The 19,526-nt window shown below is 51.0% G+C and carries 14 protein-coding genes; 7 read left to right on the top strand and 7 right to left on the bottom strand.

The features are described from left to right. Positions 1 to 370 (bottom strand): LrgB family protein (locus TJ79_RS22595; RefSeq protein ID WP_040952621.1); only part of this gene is annotated, 370 nt, incomplete at its 3' end. Next, complete coding sequence (locus TJ79_RS22600) at positions 371 to 820, bottom strand: CidA/LrgA family protein (protein WP_162162982.1); 450 nt, start codon at positions 818 to 820, stop codon at positions 371 to 373. A 64-nt stretch (positions 821 to 884) separates the two neighbouring features. On the opposite strand from TJ79_RS22600, the gene TJ79_RS22605 reads away from it, so the two are divergent. After that, positions 885 to 1,781 carry a LysR family transcriptional regulator gene (locus TJ79_RS22605; RefSeq protein ID WP_040952623.1) on the top strand — a complete coding sequence of 299 codons (897 nt, stop codon included), beginning with the start codon at positions 885 to 887 and terminating at the stop codon, positions 1,779 to 1,781. A gap of 14 nt (positions 1,782 to 1,795) precedes the next feature. Here TJ79_RS22605 and yfbR read toward each other — a convergent pair whose 3' ends face one another. Then, entirely contained in the window at positions 1,796 to 2,413 is a 618-nt protein-coding gene (gene yfbR, locus TJ79_RS22610; protein ID WP_040952624.1) for a 5'-deoxynucleotidase, read from the bottom strand. Positions 2,414 to 2,450: 37 nt separating this feature from the next. Further along, entirely contained in the window at positions 2,451 to 3,344 is an 894-nt protein-coding gene (locus TJ79_RS22615; protein WP_052339887.1) for a polysaccharide deacetylase family protein, read from the bottom strand. A gap of 297 nt (positions 3,345 to 3,641) precedes the next feature. Here TJ79_RS22615 and pnpS point away from each other — a divergent pair, with 297 nt between their 5' ends. Together pnpS and TJ79_RS22625 are read left to right on the top strand one after the other, a co-directional pair. Continuing rightward, positions 3,642 to 5,507 (top strand): two-component system histidine kinase PnpS, encoded by a 1,866-nt coding sequence (gene pnpS / locus TJ79_RS22620; protein WP_040952670.1) that lies wholly within the window; start codon positions 3,642 to 3,644, stop codon positions 5,505 to 5,507. Between the two features lie 138 nt (positions 5,508 to 5,645). Beyond that, positions 5,646 to 6,359, top strand: coding sequence for a response regulator transcription factor (locus TJ79_RS22625; RefSeq protein WP_040952625.1), 714 nt, complete (start codon positions 5,646 to 5,648; stop codon positions 6,357 to 6,359). Between the two features lie 80 nt (positions 6,360 to 6,439). Here the strand turns inward: TJ79_RS22625 and TJ79_RS22630 are convergent, their stop codons facing one another. Both TJ79_RS22630 and TJ79_RS22635 read right to left on the bottom strand, forming a co-directional pair. Further along, on the bottom strand, positions 6,440 to 7,087 hold the full coding sequence (locus tag TJ79_RS22630) for a DUF1054 domain-containing protein (RefSeq protein WP_040952626.1): 648 nt from the start codon (positions 7,085 to 7,087) through the stop codon (positions 6,440 to 6,442). A gap of 32 nt (positions 7,088 to 7,119) precedes the next feature. After that, the gene (locus TJ79_RS22635; RefSeq protein ID WP_040952627.1) at positions 7,120 to 7,995 is read right to left on the bottom strand and encodes a helix-turn-helix domain-containing protein; all 876 of its coding nucleotides are present in this window, start codon (positions 7,993 to 7,995) and stop codon (positions 7,120 to 7,122) included. A 134-nt stretch (positions 7,996 to 8,129) separates the two neighbouring features. Between TJ79_RS22635 and TJ79_RS22640 the strand changes: the two genes are divergently transcribed. The 4 genes from TJ79_RS22640 (at position 8,130) to TJ79_RS22655 (ending at position 18,443) form a co-directional block, all read left to right on the top strand. Continuing rightward, positions 8,130 to 9,218 carry a Gfo/Idh/MocA family protein gene (locus tag TJ79_RS22640; protein ID WP_040952628.1) on the top strand — a complete coding sequence of 363 codons (1,089 nt, stop codon included), beginning with the start codon at positions 8,130 to 8,132 and terminating at the stop codon, positions 9,216 to 9,218. Positions 9,219 to 9,470: 252 nt separating this feature from the next. Further along, a complete protein-coding gene (locus tag TJ79_RS22645) occupies positions 9,471 to 11,408 on the top strand; it encodes a copper amine oxidase N-terminal domain-containing protein (protein WP_040952629.1) in 1,938 nt (645 codons plus the stop codon). 658 nt (positions 11,409 to 12,066) lie between these two features. Continuing rightward, positions 12,067 to 14,364, top strand: coding sequence for a carbohydrate-binding protein (locus TJ79_RS28305; RefSeq protein ID WP_238323112.1), 2,298 nt, complete (start codon positions 12,067 to 12,069; stop codon positions 14,362 to 14,364). A 38-nt stretch (positions 14,365 to 14,402) separates the two neighbouring features. After that, complete coding sequence (locus TJ79_RS22655) at positions 14,403 to 18,443, top strand: chitobiase/beta-hexosaminidase C-terminal domain-containing protein (RefSeq protein WP_052339888.1); 4,041 nt, start codon at positions 14,403 to 14,405, stop codon at positions 18,441 to 18,443. A 270-nt stretch (positions 18,444 to 18,713) separates the two neighbouring features. Here the strand turns inward: TJ79_RS22655 and TJ79_RS22660 are convergent, their stop codons facing one another. Further along, on the bottom strand, positions 18,714 to 19,511 hold the full coding sequence (locus TJ79_RS22660) for an ABC transporter permease (protein ID WP_040952630.1): 798 nt from the start codon (positions 19,509 to 19,511) through the stop codon (positions 18,714 to 18,716). Positions 19,512 to 19,526: the final 15 nt, after the last annotated feature.

A 19,526-nucleotide genomic window follows, 5' to 3' on the forward strand; every position in this document is an offset into this window, starting at 1 on the left:
GGCTGCCTATAACTTCCGGGCTCATGCCCAGCAGACGGCCCATCAGCATGGAGGTGGAAATGCCTGCGGCAGATCCGATGATGACGCTGCCTACGATTTCCAACGCATGCTTTTTCAGCATGTCATAGTGTTTGTAGATCGGGATGGCAAAAGCAACGGTTGCCGGTTTCAGCAAGAAGGTTAGAACATCCGCCCCCCGGTCGTAGACATCATAGGAAACCCGGCTGACTGCCAATAGGGCAAGCAGAATCAAAGGGCAAATCAGGATAGGTGTAAATAAAAAGCGGGGGATCCGTTGGTAGAGCCGCCTTACGGCACTATAAACGGCAACCGTTGAAAACAAACTTGCTGTACTGATCAGCGTAACCATTTATCCGCGCCCCTTTCGTCTGCCTAAAAACTGGGCGCTGATGCCGGTTAAAGCCATGACAGCCAATGTGCTGGCAACGATGATTGCGAGAAGGGAAAGACCGTCCGTGCGGAGCAAGCCGCCATACTGGCAGATGCCAACCGCCGATGGCACGAAAAAGAGAACAAGCCGGGCATGCATCCATTCGGCGCCTTCTTCAAACCAGCGCAGTTTGACAACACCGGTTTTTAGCAGCAGAAACAGTACGATCATGCCAAGAATACTCCCGGACAGCTTCAGATGGATCAAGTGGACAAACCATTCCCCTCCCATGGCGATAGCGGAGAACAGGACAATCTGACAGAGGATGAGCAGATAACGTTTCAAATTAGTCACTCCAAAATGTATTTCCGTTGTCGGTTTATTCATTGTACCGCCAGATGCGTCATTCGTAAAATTCATAGATTTCATAATTAACATTCCATATTGGAATGATATAATGACAGAAACGAATCGTGAACAAGGAGGCGCCTGGATGGACGTCCGCCAGCTGCATTATTTTACGGAAGTCGCCCGCTGCGGCAGCTTTACAAAAGCGTCGGAGACTCTGCATCTTTCGCAATCCACCTTGAGCAAAGGGATAAAAAGTTTAGAGGAGGAGCTGGGCGTTTCCCTTTTTGACCGCTCATCCAGACGAATCGAGCTTACAGATGCCGGCGAGACGGTGCTTTCGGAAGCGGAAAGCATCCTCCAATCCTTTTACCATCTAACGGATACTCTTTATGAAGTCATGCAAGTCAAGAAAGGGACCGTACGACTGGGGATGCCGCCGATTATCGGGTCGTTGTTCTTCCCGGGAATCATTGCGCGATTTCATAAGCAGTATCCGGGAATCTCCATTCGTCTCGGCGAGGACGGATCGAAGCGGGTGGAGCAGGCCGTGCAAAACGGCGAGACGGACGCGGGTGTCGTCGTCTTGCCGGTGGAGGAGGGGCTGTTCGATATCCGGCCGTTTTTACAGGAGAAGCTGGCGGTAATCGTCGGATGCCAGCATCCTTTGGCGGGTAGTCGGGAGGTGCAACTGGCCGCACTAAAAGACGAACCCTTCATCCTGCTGAAGGAAGGGTTCGCCATTAACGACCGTATCCGCGAAGAGTGCCGTCGTTTGGGATATGTGCCCCACATCGTCTATGAAAGCGCAGAGTGGGATTTTATTAGCGAAATGGTTGCGGAAGGTTTAGGTCTTTCCTTTCTCCCCGAAAGCCTCTGCCGCAAGCTGGACGCAAGCCGTATTCGGACCCTCGATCTTACCGGTCCCGTCATCCCCTACGAGGTGGCCGTTATCACGCGTATCGGCCGCTACTTGAGCTTTGCCGCACGGGCGTTTCTTGACCACGTCGAGCAGGAAAGCATCCAGCCGACCAGCCGATAGGAATTCCGCACCGGTTAATGATCCTCCGCAAGCTCATCTAGCGATTGAGCGAAGCTGGGTGCCAGATGCTCCAGAAAATATTCGATCTCCGGCAAGTGAAGCGCCATCAACGATTTCTCGATTTGACCTTTGGCGATGGCAAACTCCCGGTTCCCGGCGGCCAGTTCGGTGACACATTTCAGATAGGCATCCAGCAAATCGGCGCCCTTGATGATCTTGCGCAGCTCCCTTTCCGATTCATCGGCATCCGTGGGCAAGGAGGCGTTTTTACTTTCTACTAGCGATGCGTAAACCGGCTGCAGTTCAACCGGCACCATATCCAAAAGCCGCTCCCCAGCAAGCCGCTCGATTTCCCGGAAATTACTGAGAATGTCCGGGTTCTGATGCTTGACCGGCGTCGGAATGTCGCCGACGATCACCTCGGTGGCATCATGAAACAGAGCCATCGTAACAGCCTTATCCGCAGACAGCTGCTTTCCGTATACGACATTGCCGACCGTGCAGAGCAAATGGGTTAATATCGCCACGTGAAAAGAATGCTCGGCTACATTTTCCTCCACGACGTTGCGCATCAAGCTCCAGCGCCGAATATAGCGAAGACGGTACATATAGGCAAAAAAGGAATGATCCATGTCCAGCTTCCTTCCCGGAATGGTTTTGGAACAGAAGTTAAAGCTTCAGATGATCGTGCAGCCAGTTGATCACTCCGGGCAGGGCGATAGTCTCTCTGCGGATGGTTTTATCCAGAAGCTCCGGCGTGATGTTCGGGCTGCCGGCGTTGATCCGTGGGATCTGCATCGGGTCGGTAGATGATAAGGTCATGCGCTGTGTAATGGTAAAAGCATAGTGGATCCCCGCTTCTTTGGCGAGATCGATGGATTTGCGATCAAATATCCCGTAAGGGTAAGCCAGCGTGTCGACCTTTTTTGAGGTTAGCGCCTGCAAGCGTTCAAGGGAGGTGCTGAGGTCTGTTGTGATCCGTTTCTCGTATTCTTCCTCGGTTTCGGTTTTGCCGTTATTTTTGAGCCGCGCAACGAGCAGTCCTTCACCCTTGCCCGGTCCGGTTTTATTGTGGAGGTTATGCGTATGGGAGCCGATGTCCACCAAAGACGTTTCCTGCAGCATGCCGCGGATGTCTTCGTTGCTTTGAAAAGGAGGTATGCCTTTCTCAGGATGCTCTTGTTTTTGGGTGATGTAAAAAATGACTGCCGGAATATTCATTTTTTCCAGAATAGGCAGGGCGTTTGTCTTCACGCTTTTGTAGCCGTCGTCAAAAGTGACCAGCACCGCTCCCGGAGGAACAGCGCCGCCGTTTAGAAAACCCTTCAAATCGTCCAAGGTGATAAAATGATAGCCCTGTGCCTTGAGATAGGTTAACTGATCCTGAAACAGCCGGGTCGAGATGGTGGCAGAGCTGGTATCCGTATCGTGGATATGGTGATACATGAGAACGGCGACTTGATTTTTATAGGGAACTTGCGGCCGGTAATGACCTAGACTGGCGGCGAGCAAGGCGAGTCCGGCGACTATGGCGAAGGCGCACTTTAATACATGCTTAAGCATCGGCTATCTCCTTGAAAATGAATTTCGTTGGGTTCATCCCTTTATTATAACGTTATCCGGTGAACCCTTTCCAGCGTTCCTCTAGCCGCATGATTTTCCAGACGCCGATGGATACAGTCCAAAACTAGATTTTCATTATACTATACCATCGATTATGAAGTATTTCTTTTCTTTTTACATTCCCTTAACAATACGATAATTTATCGGTATGGATAAAGTTTAAGGATAAGATTACGATAGAGATTAGGTACTTGTCAGTCGGAATTTGTCAGGTGAATGAACGGGGTGAATCATGCGATGAAAAAAGTACGGACCAGGCTCACCTTCATGCTGATCCTGCTTGTCGGTTTGTCGGTGTTGGCGGCGGGGATTTTTTCCGCTCGTATCTTAAAAAACAGCTATATCGATGCCTTGGAGCAAAATCTGGTTCGAGAGATTGCGATTATTTTGGCAACGGATAACTGGGCGAAGGAAGGCAGCCTGGATGAGATGACCGCATATTACGGCACAAGGGTAAAATCGCTGAAGGATTCCGCTGGAGCGAGGCTTACTTATATTCGCGCCGACGGGAAAGTATTGGCCGATTCGGAATCGAACCCGGAGGAAATGGACAATCACTTGAGCCGGGAAGAAGTCCGCGAGGCGGCGGAGAGCGGCATCGGGTATTCCGTGCGTCATAGCAATACCCTTGGGCAAGATATGCTGTATGCGGCAGAGCCGATCAAAAACGGGAATAACGAGATTATCGCGTACATCCGTCTAGCCATGAGTCTGGAGAGCGTAGATGAATCTCTGAACAAGCTTTGGATGTACATGCTGATCGGTTTATTTGTTCTCTTTGCCGTTGCCGGCTTAGTCAGCTATCGCATTGCTTTCAGCATAACCCGGCCGCTGGAAAAGATCACTCGGGTTGCCCAGCGGATCACCAATCTAGATTACGGCTCAAGGGTATCGGTTATGCGCAAGGATGAAATCGGCCAATTGGGTCAAGCGATCAATACAATGGCAGATAGCCTGCAAAATCAGCTACAACGCATATCCGAGCATAAAACCCGGCTGCAAAACGTGCTGATGAACATGACCAGCGGTATTTTGCTTGTGAGCAAAGAGAAGAAAATCGTCATCGTGAATCCCGTTGCCGAAGAGTATTTGGGCTATTCCAGCGATGAGCTGGTGGATAAGGTCTACATGGAAGCCGGTTTGCCTCATGAGATGGCTCAAGAAATTGAAATGTGCGAAGAGACGGGAAGCCCCGTTCATGACGAGTTCGTGCTGCATTTCCCGAATGAGCGGATCGTCGAATTAAATATCACGCCTTTGTATGAATCGGATGGAAGCGGCTCGGGCTCCCTCATCGTGCTTCATGATATCACCGCATTTCGCCGCCTGGAGCGGATGAGAAGCGAATTTGTCGCCAACGTCTCCCATGAGCTCAAGACGCCCATCGCCGCGGTAAAAGGATTTTCGGAAACGCTGCTGGCAGGTGCACTGGATGATCCGGAGACGGCCCGTTCTTTTATTCAGATCATCTTTGATGAAAGCGAACGCTTGAACCGTCTGATCGGCGATATTCTGGAGCTGTCCAAAATTGAATCGCGTCGCACCAACACAACGGATTTTTCTCCTGTGGAGCTGCGCAGCTTTATGGAGGAATCGCTACGAACTGTTCAAGGGGAAGCGGACCGGAAACGGATTCGCCTCAGCCTGGAGGCCGAAAGCGATATCTACATGGAAGCGGACGAAGACAAGCTGCGGCAGATTATGATCAACCTGCTGTCTAACGGCGTAAATTATACGCCGGAGGGCGGAGAGGTGCGGGTGAAGGTCGAAGTGTTGGATGAACCTGAAGAGATTGCGGATGATAATGGAGAAGAAGGGAATGACAAGCTTGTTCCTGCGTATGGAGACGGGAAAAGGGAACGGATCCGGATTACGGTATCAGATAGCGGTATCGGCATTCCCCGCAAGGATTTGCCGCGGATCTTCGAGCGTTTTTACCGGGTGGATAAAGCCCGTTCCCGCAGTTCAGGCGGAACCGGCCTGGGGCTTTCCATCGTGAAGCATTTGGTGGAACCGCATCACGGCACCATCACGGTAGACAGCCAGGTCGGCGTCGGCTCCAGCTTTATCATCGAGCTGAACGTTCTTCAGGAAGGCCTGTAGCCCGGTTCCGTTTACACTCTCTTAATAAAACCTTTACACTACGCTTACATTTTCGTGTTAAACTTGTTAAGAACGTCAAATCGATCCGAAAGTCGCTTTTGGCTGCACGGACAAGCATTATATAAATGGGGGATCGGAATGCCTTTTCAGATTTTGGTTATCGAGGATGAACCGACTCTATCACGGCTTCTGACGTACAATCTGGGTCAGGAAGGCTACCAGGTCCAGGCATCGGCTCATGGCGGAGAAGGGCTGCACCTTGCTCTGCGCCAGGATTTTGATTTGATTATATTGGACATCATGCTTCCGGGGATGAACGGGTTCGAGGTGCTCACGGAAATAAGGAAGATGGGCTCCACAACACCCGTTATTATTTTAACGGCTCGCAATGCAGAGGAAGAAGTGGTGCAGGGCTTGCGGCTTGGGGCGGACGATTACATTACTAAGCCCTTTGGCGTGGCGGAACTTCTGGCTCGGGTCGCTGCCGTGCTGAGAAGATTTCACCCCGAGGACGCCGGAGTGGCGGTTGCGACGGAAACAGGTGAGAAGACCATCGTCGCCGGCGATTTAATTATCTACCCTGAGAAATACGAAGTGCATTTGAACGGCGAAGCGATACCCCTTCGGCCGAAGGAGTTCGAAGTGCTGCTTTATCTCGTGCAGCGTCCGGGCATCGTCGTTACCCGCGACGACCTGATGAACGTCGTATGGGGCTTCGATTATATCGGCGGCCAGCGTACGGTAGATGTGCACGTCAGCTCTCTGCGGAAGAAGTTGGAGATGAACCAACAATCCGTACGCATCGATGCCATCCGCGGAGTGGGCTACAAGCTGATCGGTGTGAAAAAGTAGCGTTACCCCGCATAGGAAAGGGCATGAAAAAGGCACAACAAGCGCTCGAGCGGCGCCGGTTGTGCCTTTTTTTAATGCGATTAAGCTCGTATGAGGGCGTTTGAATCCGTGGCAAGGCGGTGGAGCACCATCAGCTTTTCCCACACATCTGTTACCGTTGCAAGAAAATCATGGGGGGGCATGGCGAGGGCATTCTGTTTCGCGATGGAAAGTCCGACCATGATCTCCCCGTTTTTGTTGTGGCGCAGCCGATTGGCGAAGTCGGCAAAATCGTCATCGCTTAAACGGCTATGAATCTCGCCTTCCGGTTTCATATGATCTTTCGACCAAGTGAATGTGTCGGGAAGACTCCGTTTTACTTCGTCCAGATGCGCGATCAAGCTGTCGGCGAAAACTTTTTTGTTCGGCGCTTCATAGATGATTCCCCACTGGATTAAAACGTGGGTCGGCCATACGGCGATTTGGAAGTGGGGCAGCATTTTATAGCCCCGTGGATTGGCGGCGAAAGCGATCCAGCTGTCCGCCGGCGGGTTGGTTTTTCTCCGGGCGTGCTTGGCAACGTGGGCGAACATGTCCGTCCCGGTTATATCGCGGATCGGCCCCAGCAGGTCCTCTCCCAGATTGACGAACTTCGGCCGCAGCTGCTTGATGAGCGCAGCCATTCGTTCCTCTAATCCCTCGATGGTAAAAAGCTCAAAATCCGCTGGCTCGAAACCCGTAAACTTCACAGTATTCTCTCCTTATCTCTTTCTGACTCGAATTATTTTCTCCATTCCTGCATCTTCTTGCGGTACTCGTTAGGCGAGCAATCATTGAATTTTTTGAACAGCTTGTAGAAGTGCGCCATGTTTGGCATGCCGATGGCTTCCCCCACCTCGGCGATGCTCATGTCCTTGGTCAGCAAGTAGCGCTCGGCCATTTTGATTTTTTTAAAGTTGACATATTCCAGAAAGGACATACCCAGCACTTTTTTAAAATATTTGACGAAATAATAATAGCTGACGTTGACGACCCGGCTGGCGTCCTCCACCTGGATTTTGTGCTCGATGTTGGCATCGATGTAATCCAGCACCGGCTTTAAACGGATCAGTTCGGCGCTGTTGGGGTGATTCAGCAGCTTTCGGCTATCGCTCCGCAGCAAATGCAGCATGATTTTTTTGATCTGGAGACTGACCGCTAGCTCGTAGCCATCGGCTTTTTCCTGGGATTCCTCATGAATGACCCGCACTGCATCTTGAATAAGCTGCCGCGCATCGGCATTTTCCCGGAAAATGTAGTTTAACCGGCTTAAGGGGAAGTCTGGCTCCATGAACAGCTTGTAATACGGCATGACGCTGGGCTCAATGTAATACGACATGTCAAATTGGAATACATAATAGCGGGAAGTGGCTGACATGATCCGGTCCCGGTGAAGCTGGGAGGAGCCGATGATCAGCACGTCGCCGGCAGTTAGCGTGAAATATTCGTCTTCTACGTGAAGCTCGATTTCACCGTCCAGGATGGCGAGGATCTCCATCTCCTTATGGTAGTGCCAGTGTCCTAACGGATTCCGAGACGTAGAGGTGCGGTTCGCCTCAAAAATTTTCATACATAAAAACGGATTCTCATACTGAATATTCTCGTTGAAGATTTCCATGGCCCGCCTCCAAGACGCCAAAATTGCATATAAGATCGACCAGATCAAATATTTCTTTTTTTCTTTTGCTATACTATATTTTAGTGTGTAGGAACCATTATTAAAAGCGCTTTTATTCAAAAGGAGGACTATTCGTGTCCAAAAAGCTGAAAGTGGCTGTCGTAGGCTGCGGCGGCATTGCAAATGGTAAGCATCTTCCCAGTTTGTCCCGGTTAAAAGATACCGTTGAGCTTGTGGCTTTCTGCGATATTATCGTGGAGCGTGCTGAAAAAGCGAAAGAACAATATGGTGCAGAAGGCGCCAAAGTGTATGAAGATTACAAAGAACTTTTGAAGGATTCATCTATCGACGTCGTTCACGTTTGTACGCCAAACGATTCCCATGCGCCGATCACCATCGCCGCTCTGGAAGCTGACAAACATGTCATGTGCGAAAAACCGATGGCCAAAACCGCGGCTGACGCTCGCGCCATGCTGGAAGCAGCCAAGCGCACTGGCAAAAAGCTCACCATCGGTTACAATAACCGTTTCCGCCCAGACAGCCAGCACTTGAAAAAAGTGGCTGAATCCGGCAGATTGGGTGAAGTGTACTTTGCGAAAGCCCATGCCATCCGCCGCCGCGCCGTTCCGACCTGGGGCGTGTTCCTGGATGAAGAAAAGCAAGGCGGAGGCCCGCTCATCGATATCGGCACCCACGCTCTCGACCTGGCTCTGTGGACGATGAACAACTACAAACCCAAGGCTGTTCTCGGCTCCGTTTACCACAAGCTTTCCCATAAAGAGAACGCCGCTAACGCTTTCGGCTCCTGGGATCCGAAGGAATTCACGGTTGAAGATTCCGCGTTCGGCATGATCACATTCGAAAACGGCGCAACCGTCGTGCTGGAATCCTCTTGGGCGCTGAACACCCTTGACGTGAAAGAAGCGAAGGTCACGCTGTGCGGCACCGAAGGCGGCGCCGACATGGAAGACGGCCTCCGTTTGAACGGCGAAGAATTCAGTCGCCTGTGGGAAACCAAGGTGGACACGGGCGCTGGTGGAGTCGCCTTCTACTCCGGTTCTGCGGAAACCGATCCCCAACTGGAAGCACGTCTCTGGATCGAAGCGATCCTGAATGACACCGATCCGGTTGTATTGCCAGAGCAAGCCCTTGTCGTTTCCGAGATCCTCGAAGCCATCTACGAATCCGCAAAAACTGGCAAGACCGTTTACTTGAACAACTAAGCGTTACGCACAATGCGAACCCGACGTTCATTCGGCATCTGTTAGACTGTTTATACGATTATCGCCCTCCACTTGGCCTTCTTGGTTAGGTGGAGGGCTATTTTTTATTGCACGAATCGCTACCCGCCACCTTCAATAGATGTGCTTTTTTGCATGGGAAAGGAAGAATTTAGGAGGGGAACCATTCTTTTTGTCGAAACAATTAAATTAACGGAAAATATTGTATTCTAAATATGAAAGAGGTTCGAACTGATGAAAAAGGCGTTATATCTTCTTTTGTCCTTCAGCTTATTATTTTGCTTGAGCAGCGGTTTTGAGAAGTCTTATGCCGCACAAGATGACACACCTCAAATTAAAGACATCGTTAGCGAAAACCGAATGCTAATGGACGATGGCTCGGTTTGGCTCAGAGGTAATGAAACAAAACATTATTACGGTAATCTTTCATCCATTTCTGATTATTACGGAGTTACCAATGATGGTAAATTAGTTATGCTCGTTGATAAAGCTGTCCCCAAGATAGTGGAAGGCCAAACTGGAGTCATGCAGGTTGTTGGTAACTTCTGGTTGAAAGGGGACGGTACGGTTTGGAATCAAGCGGGACAAGTTAAAACCATCAAAGACGTTTTACTCCTGGGCTATGCTTATCCTCACGCAGTTGCTTTGACAAAAAACGGCGATATCTTTTTCCTAGACAGTTATAATAGGGAAGATCCTAGTAACCGTTTAAACGTCTCTGACCCGGCTTCCGTTATCTCGATTGCGATATCCGGATACAAAGTCGTTCTTTTATATAAAAACGGCAATGTGGTTGTCTATGACCCCTATCATTTAGATGACAAGATGCGCACTCTTCCGGTTACAATTGTGCAAGATGCCGTTCATGTTACCTATTTGCATAGTATTACAGCCGACACGGTCATGATCACCAAGAAAGATGGCTCTGTCTGGAGGACAGGAGTGTATGAATGGGATACCACAGAACTTACACAACTGCCCCAATTAAGCCAAATCGTCAAAACGACCGGGGAGTTTGATGATAATGATCAATTTTACGCACAAAAAAGCGACGGAAGCTGGCTGTTTTACAACAAGGGAGAAGTTACACCGGTCAATGCGCCTTACGTGAAAACACTAGATGTGTCGATATCGAATTTAAAGCCTTATCTCAGTGATAATTTGGACATTAACACATTAGAAACCTATTCGAACGATGCCAAATTCAAAATCCCCGCAACAGACCTAGAAGTCACGATCGATAAGCCGTATCTACTTAAGCTTCAATCAGACGGCAAGCTGAAGGTTCTCGGGGTTGGACAATCCAAGGTTACCGTCTCCTATAGCGGCTTTACTAAAACATTTACAGTTGCTTCAAGCAGTCGTGAAAATCAAAAGTACTCTAAATTAGTAAATGGCGTCATTTTCTTACCGATTAAGCCTGTCTTTCAAGCTCTCGGCGGAACGGTTACAGCCAAGGATGGAGCATTCGACATAAAGCTCGGTGATACTACACTATCAATGAAAACAGGAGATAAAAACGCGAAGCTTAACGGCAAAGCAATTGTTCTAAAAGCGGCGCCAATTGTTGACAAGGGGGATGTGCTATTCCCAGCCTCATTGTTGACGGATTCTTTCGGCGCTACGGTGAAATGGGATTCGACCAAAAAACAAGCCAACATTTCTTTCGGTGCTGCAACCATGACTGTCGTATCCAGTGAAACGGCTTCTATCCTAAAAAAATTGGCTCAGGGCAGTCTTGCTCAATATATTGGCAAAACCTATTGGGTTAACTACTACGAAGGCTGGGAACGCTTTTCGAAAGTCACCATTTCTGATATCATTCCGGATGAAACAGGCTATTTTATCATCGAATTTAAAACAAGTTCAGGGAAAATAGTGAAAAGTTATTCGATGAGCTCCGATAATGTTAAATATTTATTTGCAGATTCTTCCGTTTTTTTCACCTATGATCCCTATAAAAAATACAACTGGTCACAGGCGATTTGGAATCAGATAAAGGCTGAGCAAATCTCAATCGGTATGACGAAAGATCAAGTTCGGTTATCATGGGGGAGTCCTGCCAGTACGAGCACTTCAACCTCTAACGGCAATACGATAGAAGTTTGGGTTTACTCCAATTTTGACACCGTATCTTTCGTTAACGGGAAGGTTTATCTCATCATTAATTGACCCTATTCGGTCGTCACAGCAAAAAACCAGTGTCCATTTGGACACTGGTTTTTTTGTTGCAAGAGCTTACGCACAGGCATTTACTAGATAGTGCTAGACAGGCTCGCAGCAAAAATAATTACGTATGACACTTTGTTCAAAAAAAATTGGAGCTGACTCTATTTTTTGTTTTACGAAAACTACGAAACAAATTACGATATGTAATATAAAGGAATTTATAGGTGATAGTAGGTTATTCGCTCGACTCGTACATACCGTCCATGCTTATCCTCCCATTTTCTTGTCCATCCGTCCGCTCCATCCATCGAATTGTCGCCCCTAGACGCTCTGTCTCATCTTTACGAGATTTAAGAAGTCGCCCTGTTATCCCCTGCAAGAACAAGAATTTTCTCCAGTTCTAAGTCTATCCTTTTCCGAAACCGATTTCGTTTGTATTTGCCATGGAAAGGAGGTGGTGCGTTTGATTGCGTCAAAATGAAATCGATTTCGAGATTGCGAGAGGAGGAAGATTCTACAATAATCATGGGTTTCAGCCGGCATGCGGGCAATACCCCAACAACAAAAGCATTCTGCTCAAAAGCAAGTCAGGTCGTTGGACTTCTGTTCTGCATTTTGAGTAAAAGAAGGGATGATTGTGATGAATAGGAGAAGGCGTTTTTTGAAAAGAAGGATTTCGTTTCTGATGATCGTTTCGCTGATTGCCAGCATGATTTTTACGTTTGCTCCGGCCCATGCGGCAGCCGGCGATCCGGGAAAGATCGAAGCGGAGAATTATGCAGCAATGTTCGGCATCCAGACGGAGTCCTGCTCGGAAGGGGGATTGGACGTCGCTTATGTAGATGCCGGCGATTGGATGGACTATGGGGTTAATGTCCAGACGGCTGGAACCTATTCGGTCGAGTTTCGGGTATCCAGCCCTTATGCGGGAACTCAATTCCAACTGCAGAAGGGTTCAGACGTGTTGGCGACGGCAACCGTTCCCAATACAGGCGGATGGCAAACCTGGCAGACCGTTGCAGCTACCGTGAATCTGACAGCAGGCAGCCAGACTCTGCGTATTTATGCCCTCACCAACGGCTGGAATTTGAACTGGTTCAGCCTAACCTCGGCTGCACCTTCACAGCAGGTGGCGACGCCGACCTTTACCCCTGCTGGCGGAACCTACGTTTCGGCCCAAAGCGTAACCATAACCAGCGCCACGTCTGGAGCGGCGATCAAGTATACGACTGACGGCTCCACACCGACTTCGGCATCGTCCACGTATATCGGGCCTATTTCTGTTACGGCTACAACCACGATTAAGGCCATTGCCACCAAATCCGGTTTCACCGACTCGGCAGTTGCCACCGCGGCGTACGTGATTCAAGCTTCGCCCGGCAAGGCAATCCCGGGGAAGATCGAAGCGGAGAGCTATGACACTATGTCCGGCGTTGCGACAGAGGCTTCTTCGGAAGGTGGACTGGATGTAGGCTGGGTGGATACCGGCGATTCCATGAGCTTTAACGTAAGCGTGGCCGCGGCTGGCACATATACGGTTCAATACCGGGTTGCGAGTCCGAATACGGGTGGGCAAATTCAATTAAAGAGCGGAACGTCGGTTTTGGCGACAACCTCAGTGCCGAATACCGGCGGCTGGCAAACCTGGAAAACCGTCACTGATGTCGTGAATTTGACGGCGGGGAACCAAACGCTGACTCTTTATGCGGCGGCCGGCGGCTTTAACATCAATTGGTTTCAGTTCAGTTCAGGTGCGCCTACCCCTCAAGTGGCGGCGCCTACCTTCACCCCTCCGGGAGGCACGTACGCAACCGCGCAAAATGTAACCCTTGCCACAACGACCGCAGGCGCCACCATCAAATACACGACGGACGGCTCTACGCCAACCGCAGCTTCTCCCACCTATACCGGACCGATTTCCGTCGCAGCCACCACATCGGTCAAGGCCATTGCCATCAAATCCGGCATGGCCGACTCGGAACTGTCCAGCACCGCCTATAAAATTTCAAAAGGCGGAGGCGCCATGGATTTTCAGATCAAGAACGGAACGAGGGGGAACTTTTCCGATAGTCAAATCTATTGGGCGATCCTCGGACTGAACGCTCAAAACAAGCTTTGCTACCTGGACGCAAGTGGCAATCTGGTGCCGATATCGGCAGCTCTCAACGACGCACCGGGACATTTAACCAAGAACGGGCAAAATTACGCGAATATCTATCACAAATTAAGCGATGTGCCGTTGGTGTCCGTTCCTGCCATTTCGTCCGGCCGGATGTTCCTGAGCATCAACTCGCCGATGTTCATCAAGTTGTACGACGACGGATACGCCGGACCCGATGTGAACAATGTGACGGACCCAAACAATGATATCTATTGGGACTTTATCGAATTTACCCTTGATGCCGGAGGTTACCACGGCAACACGACCCGAGTAGATGCTTTCGGCTTCCCCATTACCCACCGGCTGATCACCGCCGACGGGTATGACAAAACCGTCGGTGAAACGGAAACTCGCGACGCTTTATTCGCTGCCTATCAGAACGAGGTTCCGGCGGAATTTAAAACACTAGTCAATGCGCCTTACCGAATTCTGGCTCCTGCGAAGGGCGGATTCAAAGCGGGAGGACCCTATGGAAATTACTTCGACAGCTACGTGAATCAGGTTTGGCATCAGTCAGGTCCTAAGCCAACAACCCAGGAGATTTTACTGGGCATTGGCGCGGCAGCCGATCCGGCTTTATGCGCGGCCTTGAACAGGGGCGTGTATATGGACCCGGCCCATTGGGCGGACTCCAGCTATTTTTACAAATCAGCACCGAGCAATTTTTATGCGAAATTTTGGCACGATCACAGCATTGACGGGTTATCCTACGGGTTTTGCTACGACGACGTGAACGGCTATGCAGCGTATCTGGAGCATAATGATCCGTTGGCATTGATTGTTACAGTCGGATGGTAACGAGTATCGTTTCCTAAAAACTATGGGAGGCTCAAGCCATGTATAAGAAAAAAATCATGTCCATGCTGCTGATCCTGGTTATGGTCTTTACATTGATTGCTGGCTCCTGGCCGGCTGCCCATGCGGCGACAGGCGATCCGGGAAAGATCGAAGCGGAGAACTACACCGCCATGTTCGGCATTCAGACGGAAACCTGTTCGGAAGGCGGTTTGGACGTAGGGTATGTGGATAACGGCGATTGGATGGATTATGCGGTTAACGTTCAGACGGCTGGGACCTACACCGTCGAGTTCCGGGTATCCAGCCCCTACACGGGAACGCAATTGCAGCTGCTGAAGGGGACGGATGTGTTGGCAACGGCAACCGTACCCAATACAGGCGGCTGGCAAACCTGGCAGACGGTTACCGCTACCGTGAATTTGACGGCCGGCAATCAAACTCTGCGCATATTTGGTCTTACCAACGGCTGGAACCTGAACTGGTTCAGCCTGACTTCGGCAGGGACGGTACAGCAGGTTGCCGCGCCGACCTTCACGCCAGCGCCTGGCACCTACACCTCTGCCCAAAGCGTGACCTTGTCCAGTGCCACGTCCGGGGCGACAATCAAGTACACGACTGACGGCTCCACTCCGACAGCGGCTTCCCCTACTTATACCGGGGCCATCAATGTGACGACGACCACCACTATTAAAGCCATCGCCACGAAGTCGGGCATGACAGACTCCGCTGTAGTCACCGGAGCCTATGTCGTGAACTCGAGCCAGACAGCGGTTAACGTTCCAGTGACAGGGCCATACGTTCAGTACTTGGAGATCGGGCTGAGTCCGGCTGATCTTACCGGCATCGCCTCCTTAAAATCTCAAAACGCCGCCATTAATCAGACCATGCGGTACAACGTCGGCTCTACGGTAACCCTCGGTGTAAACTACATGGTTGAGCAGAGGGTGGTCCAATTCCGGACCACCGACCAGAACGGCAACGTACTGCAGGGCAATCCCCTCACCTTTACGGTGAATCCCAATTCTGCCGTAAGCGTGGATATTTCCGATCGGCCGGTTGCGGCAACGCCTGTGTTTACACCAAGTGCCGGAACCTATGTTTCTACGCAAACGGTTACAATTACCAGCACTACGGCCGATGCCGTCATCCGGTATACGACGGACGGTTCTACGCCAACGGGAGCTTCTCCCGTCTATACCGGACCGATTAGCGTATCGCAGAGCACGACGGTCAAAGCCATTGCCACCAAGTCGGGGACAACCGATTCGGCGATTGGGATTGCGGACTATGTCATCGCCGCAGCTCCGGTGAACTTGGCTTTGAACAAAAATGCAGTTGCTTCCTCCTACATTGGAGCCGGAACGGCAGCCGCCGCCTTTGACGGCAATACCGGGACCCGATGGGAGTCGGAATTCAGCGATCCCCAATGGATCTATGTGGATCTGGGGGCTAACAACACGGTAACCGGCCTCAAGCTGGTTTGGGAAGCCGCAAGTGCCAAATCCTATAAAATTCAGGTTTCAACGGATTTGAATCAATGGACGGATGTCTATACCCAGACGAACGGACCCGGAGGCACCGAAAATATAACGCTGACACCCGTAACGGCACGGTATGTAAAAATGAGCGGTACGTTGCGGAATACGCCGTACGGATATTCATTATGGGAATTTGAGGTGTACGGTCAGTCTACACCTCTGCCTCCAAAGGTGGCGGCGCCCGCCTTTACCCCCGCTGCGGGAGTCTACACATCGGCTCAGAATGTTGCCATAACCAGCGCCTCGTCCGGAGCGACGATCAAGTACACGACGGATGGCTCCACGCCGACAACGGCATCGCCCACTTATACCGGTCCTATTAATGTGCCGGTTACGACAACCATTAAGGCGGTAGCCGTCAAGTCGGGGATGACCGATTCGGATATCGTCTCTGCAGCCTACACCATTTCGGCTTTCCGGCTGCTTTCTCCGGTGAACGGGCAAATGGTGACAACGACCAGAACCCCGCTGTTAAATTGGGAAGCCAAAGCGGGAACGGCAAAATACGAAGTTTGGGTCAATATCTCCAGAACCGACTACGACTGGAATGCGGCGGGTAATCTACTGGACCGGTACACCAAGGTCGGCGAGGTGACGGGAACCAGCTTTACCGCGCCGTCTCTGGTTGACCGCTGGACCTACAAATGGTACGTCATCGCCATTGACGGCAGCGGTAACAGAAGCCAGTCCGCAGTCGGCCAATTCAGCGTCTACCTGCCCTATATGGAGCAGGTTGCCGATGGCGTCAACCTCGTTAACGGCGTGCGCGATCTGAACAAGAACGGTACCATCGAGCCCTATGAGGATTGGCATAACCCGATTTCGACGCGCTTGGATGACCTGATGTCGCGGATGACCAATGAAGAGAAGCTGAATCAGCTTTTCTTTTCTCCGGACACCCTCGATAATCTGAATCCGCTGGCGGGGTTTGTCTTTTCCTATGGAACAACCGATTTTATTACGGATGCCCAGAAGAAAGTGGCCAGCACTCAGCGGCTGGGCATTCCCATCGCCTTCACCGGCGATAAAATCCACGGCTGGAAGACGATATTTCCCACTGAACTGGGACTGGCCGCAACCCGGAATCTTACCCTGGCCTGGCAGGTCGGCGATCTGCAGCGCAGGGAACAGAAGGCATGGGGCTTCACCGGAACCCTTTCGCCACTGGCCGAAGTAGATACTAAGGTGCTCTATCCCCGGTTCCAGGAAGGCACCGGCGAGAATGCCGATTACTCGGCGGCTATGGTGCGGGCTATGATCGCGGGGATGCAGGGCGGGCCTGAAGTGAATCCCAAGTCGATCATGATCACGGTGAAGCATTGGCCGAGCCAAGGTGCAGGCGGCGAGCAGTCCATCGTCTACGACAGCACCACCATTAAATGGCACATGAAGACATGGTATGCGGCGATGGATGCCAACGCGGCAACGGTCATGCCCGGTTATGGCGGCGCTCCGTTCCTTGATCCCAGCGGAAATGGCGCGGGAACCAGCAAACCGACCATTGACTATTTGCGGAATGTAATCGGTTTCAATGGGGTGGTTATGACAGACTGGCTGGCGTCGGCAACGGATATATCTACCAAAAGCTTGGGCGCGGGTTGCGATGTCATGGGAGGAGCCATGGCTTCAGGAACCGACTTCAATGCATTGATCGCTTCCGTAGGCTGGACGCGGTTGAATGAAGCGGTACGCAGAGTGTTGGATCTCAAGTTCAGGATGGGGCTTTTTGAGAATCCGTATGGAGATCCCGATTATCCGACCACGATTTGGCACAGTGAGGAAAGCAATAATATCGTCAATGAAGCGGCGCGCCAATCACTCACCCTGTTGAAAAACAACGGCGTTCTGCCCCTTAAGCCGAATAATGGAGACACGATTGTCGTGGCGGGGCCGCGGGCGACCAGCGACGATATGGCCAACGACAATATTGCCAATGTCATTTGGCAATCGATTTACCACGATAATCCCGCTGCCAAAACTTATTTTCAGGGCATTAAGGATAGAGCGGGCACCGGCGTCAACGTCGTTTTGAATGATGCTACTCAAGCAAAGGCAGCCGTTGTGGTGATCGGCGAAAAAAGCTATACCCACGGTACGGAATGGCCGGACAAACAGATTACGTTTCCGGCTGACCAAGTAGCGCAGATCGACAAGTTCTATAACCGGGGCATACCCGTCATTGCCGTAGTCGTGATGCCGCGGCCTTATGTTTTGACAGACATTCTGAGCAAATGCGCTGCCGTTCTCGTCGTGTATCGTCCGGGGAATGGAGGAGGGCTGGCAACCGCCCAACTGCTGTTCGGCGATTACTTGCCGAAAGGCAAGCTGCCGTTCCAACTCCCCCGCTCGGTAGATCAGGTGGGAACGGATGTAATCACTAATCAGCTTGAGAAATGGGATCTTCCATACGACCTCGGCGCCACGGAAGCGGAGCGGGCCGAAATACGCAATTATATCAACAACAACCAACCGGTTCCAACCAATTATGGCAATCCGCTGTTCCCGTATGGCTATGGGCTGCAAAATTTTAATCCCTCCTAAATGCATTAAGCGCAGTTAAAGATGGAATGGCCGTATTGAAGAAGAGGGAGTCCCTAAAGCCATGAATTTGGCTCAGTGACTCCCTTTTTCTATTTCACCTGCTGCGGATCGCAAATGCATCCTTGATCAAAGAGATCGGGGTGGGCGGAGGCGAGAGATCTCCTGGAGATTTTCTCTGCCGCAGCCCAGCCTTCTATCTCGTTGATCGACACTTCTGCGTTTCGCGCCGTTGAAGCTTAGCGGTCGGTCGTGCGAGCGAACTCACGATAGTTAATTCCCGACACTCTCATATTTGCTCAAGCCGATGCGGAATACGAGATAGGCCATTCCCACGCAATAGACTGCCACAAGCGGCCCAAAGAGGCCGATCCAGCCCCAGCTTTCCTTACCAAACAAATAGGCGGCGGGAAAGAAGCTGATAAATGCGAAAGGTACGATGGCCGAGATGAAGGCCTGCAGGCCGATGGAAAAGATCGAGATCGGGTACTTGGCAAAATCGGCGAAGGAGTGAACCATTAGCGGGAATGCGTTCCCCGACGATTTGATCCAGAATCCCGCACAGTTGGCGGCAAAATTGATGGCCACCCGTATGACAATGGCGGAGACGAACAGCACGATCCCCACGACGATTTTCCCTGTTGTCCATTTGATATCGATATGGCCCAAGGACTGGCCGATGATGACCAGGCCAAGGATGATGTTGCCGATGCCGTTCATCCCAATGCCGGTGGTGAAAATTTGCAGCGCCGTCGGCATCGGTCGAAGCAGATAGCGGTCCAGTTCTCCCATGTTGACCAGGCGAGTAAGCCTCCAGGTCCCTTCGAAGAATAAGGACCCTACTCCTTCCGTAAAAAAGACCATGGCGTACATGAAGGTCACTTCCCAGAACTTCCAACCGTTGATATCGGGGATTCGCTGATAAACCACCCACAGAAAAATAAAGCCGAGCAGTTGGGTCAAGACGGCGGCGCCGATCATGATGAAGAAATCCGCCTGATATTCTAGAATTGCTCTCAGCTGTTGGGTGAACAAACGCCTGTACAAGAACAGGCCGCGTCGAAGCCTCATCTTTATTCCCTCCGC

This window comes from Gorillibacterium massiliense (genome assembly GCF_000455485.1).
GTDB classification, from domain to species: domain Bacteria; phylum Bacillota; class Bacilli; order Paenibacillales; family NBRC-103111; genus Gorillibacterium; species Gorillibacterium massiliense.

What these genes read in the sequence shown, in the direction of transcription:
- TJ79_RS22600 (WP_162162982.1), bottom strand. Translation starts at nt 820, where the DNA reads ATGAAATCTATGAATTTTACGAATGACGCATCTGGCGGTACAATGAAT.
- TJ79_RS22605 (WP_040952623.1), top strand. Translation starts at nt 885, where the DNA reads ATGGACGTCCGCCAGCTGCATTATTTTACGGAAGTCGCCCGCTGCGGC.
- yfbR (WP_040952624.1), bottom strand. Translation starts at nt 2,413, where the DNA reads ATGGATCATTCCTTTTTTGCCTATATGTACCGTCTTCGCTATATTCGG.
- TJ79_RS22615 (WP_052339887.1), bottom strand. Translation starts at nt 3,344, where the DNA reads ATGCTTAAGCATGTATTAAAGTGCGCCTTCGCCATAGTCGCCGGACTC.
- pnpS (WP_040952670.1), top strand. Translation starts at nt 3,642, where the DNA reads ATGAAAAAAGTACGGACCAGGCTCACCTTCATGCTGATCCTGCTTGTC.
- TJ79_RS22625 (WP_040952625.1), top strand. Translation starts at nt 5,646, where the DNA reads ATGCCTTTTCAGATTTTGGTTATCGAGGATGAACCGACTCTATCACGG.
- TJ79_RS22635 (WP_040952627.1), bottom strand. Translation starts at nt 7,995, where the DNA reads ATGGAAATCTTCAACGAGAATATTCAGTATGAGAATCCGTTTTTATGT.
- TJ79_RS22645 (WP_040952629.1), top strand. Translation starts at nt 9,471, where the DNA reads ATGAAAAAGGCGTTATATCTTCTTTTGTCCTTCAGCTTATTATTTTGC.
- TJ79_RS22655 (WP_052339888.1), top strand. Translation starts at nt 14,403, where the DNA reads ATGTATAAGAAAAAAATCATGTCCATGCTGCTGATCCTGGTTATGGTC.
- TJ79_RS22660 (WP_040952630.1), bottom strand. Translation starts at nt 19,511, where the DNA reads ATGAGGCTTCGACGCGGCCTGTTCTTGTACAGGCGTTTGTTCACCCAA.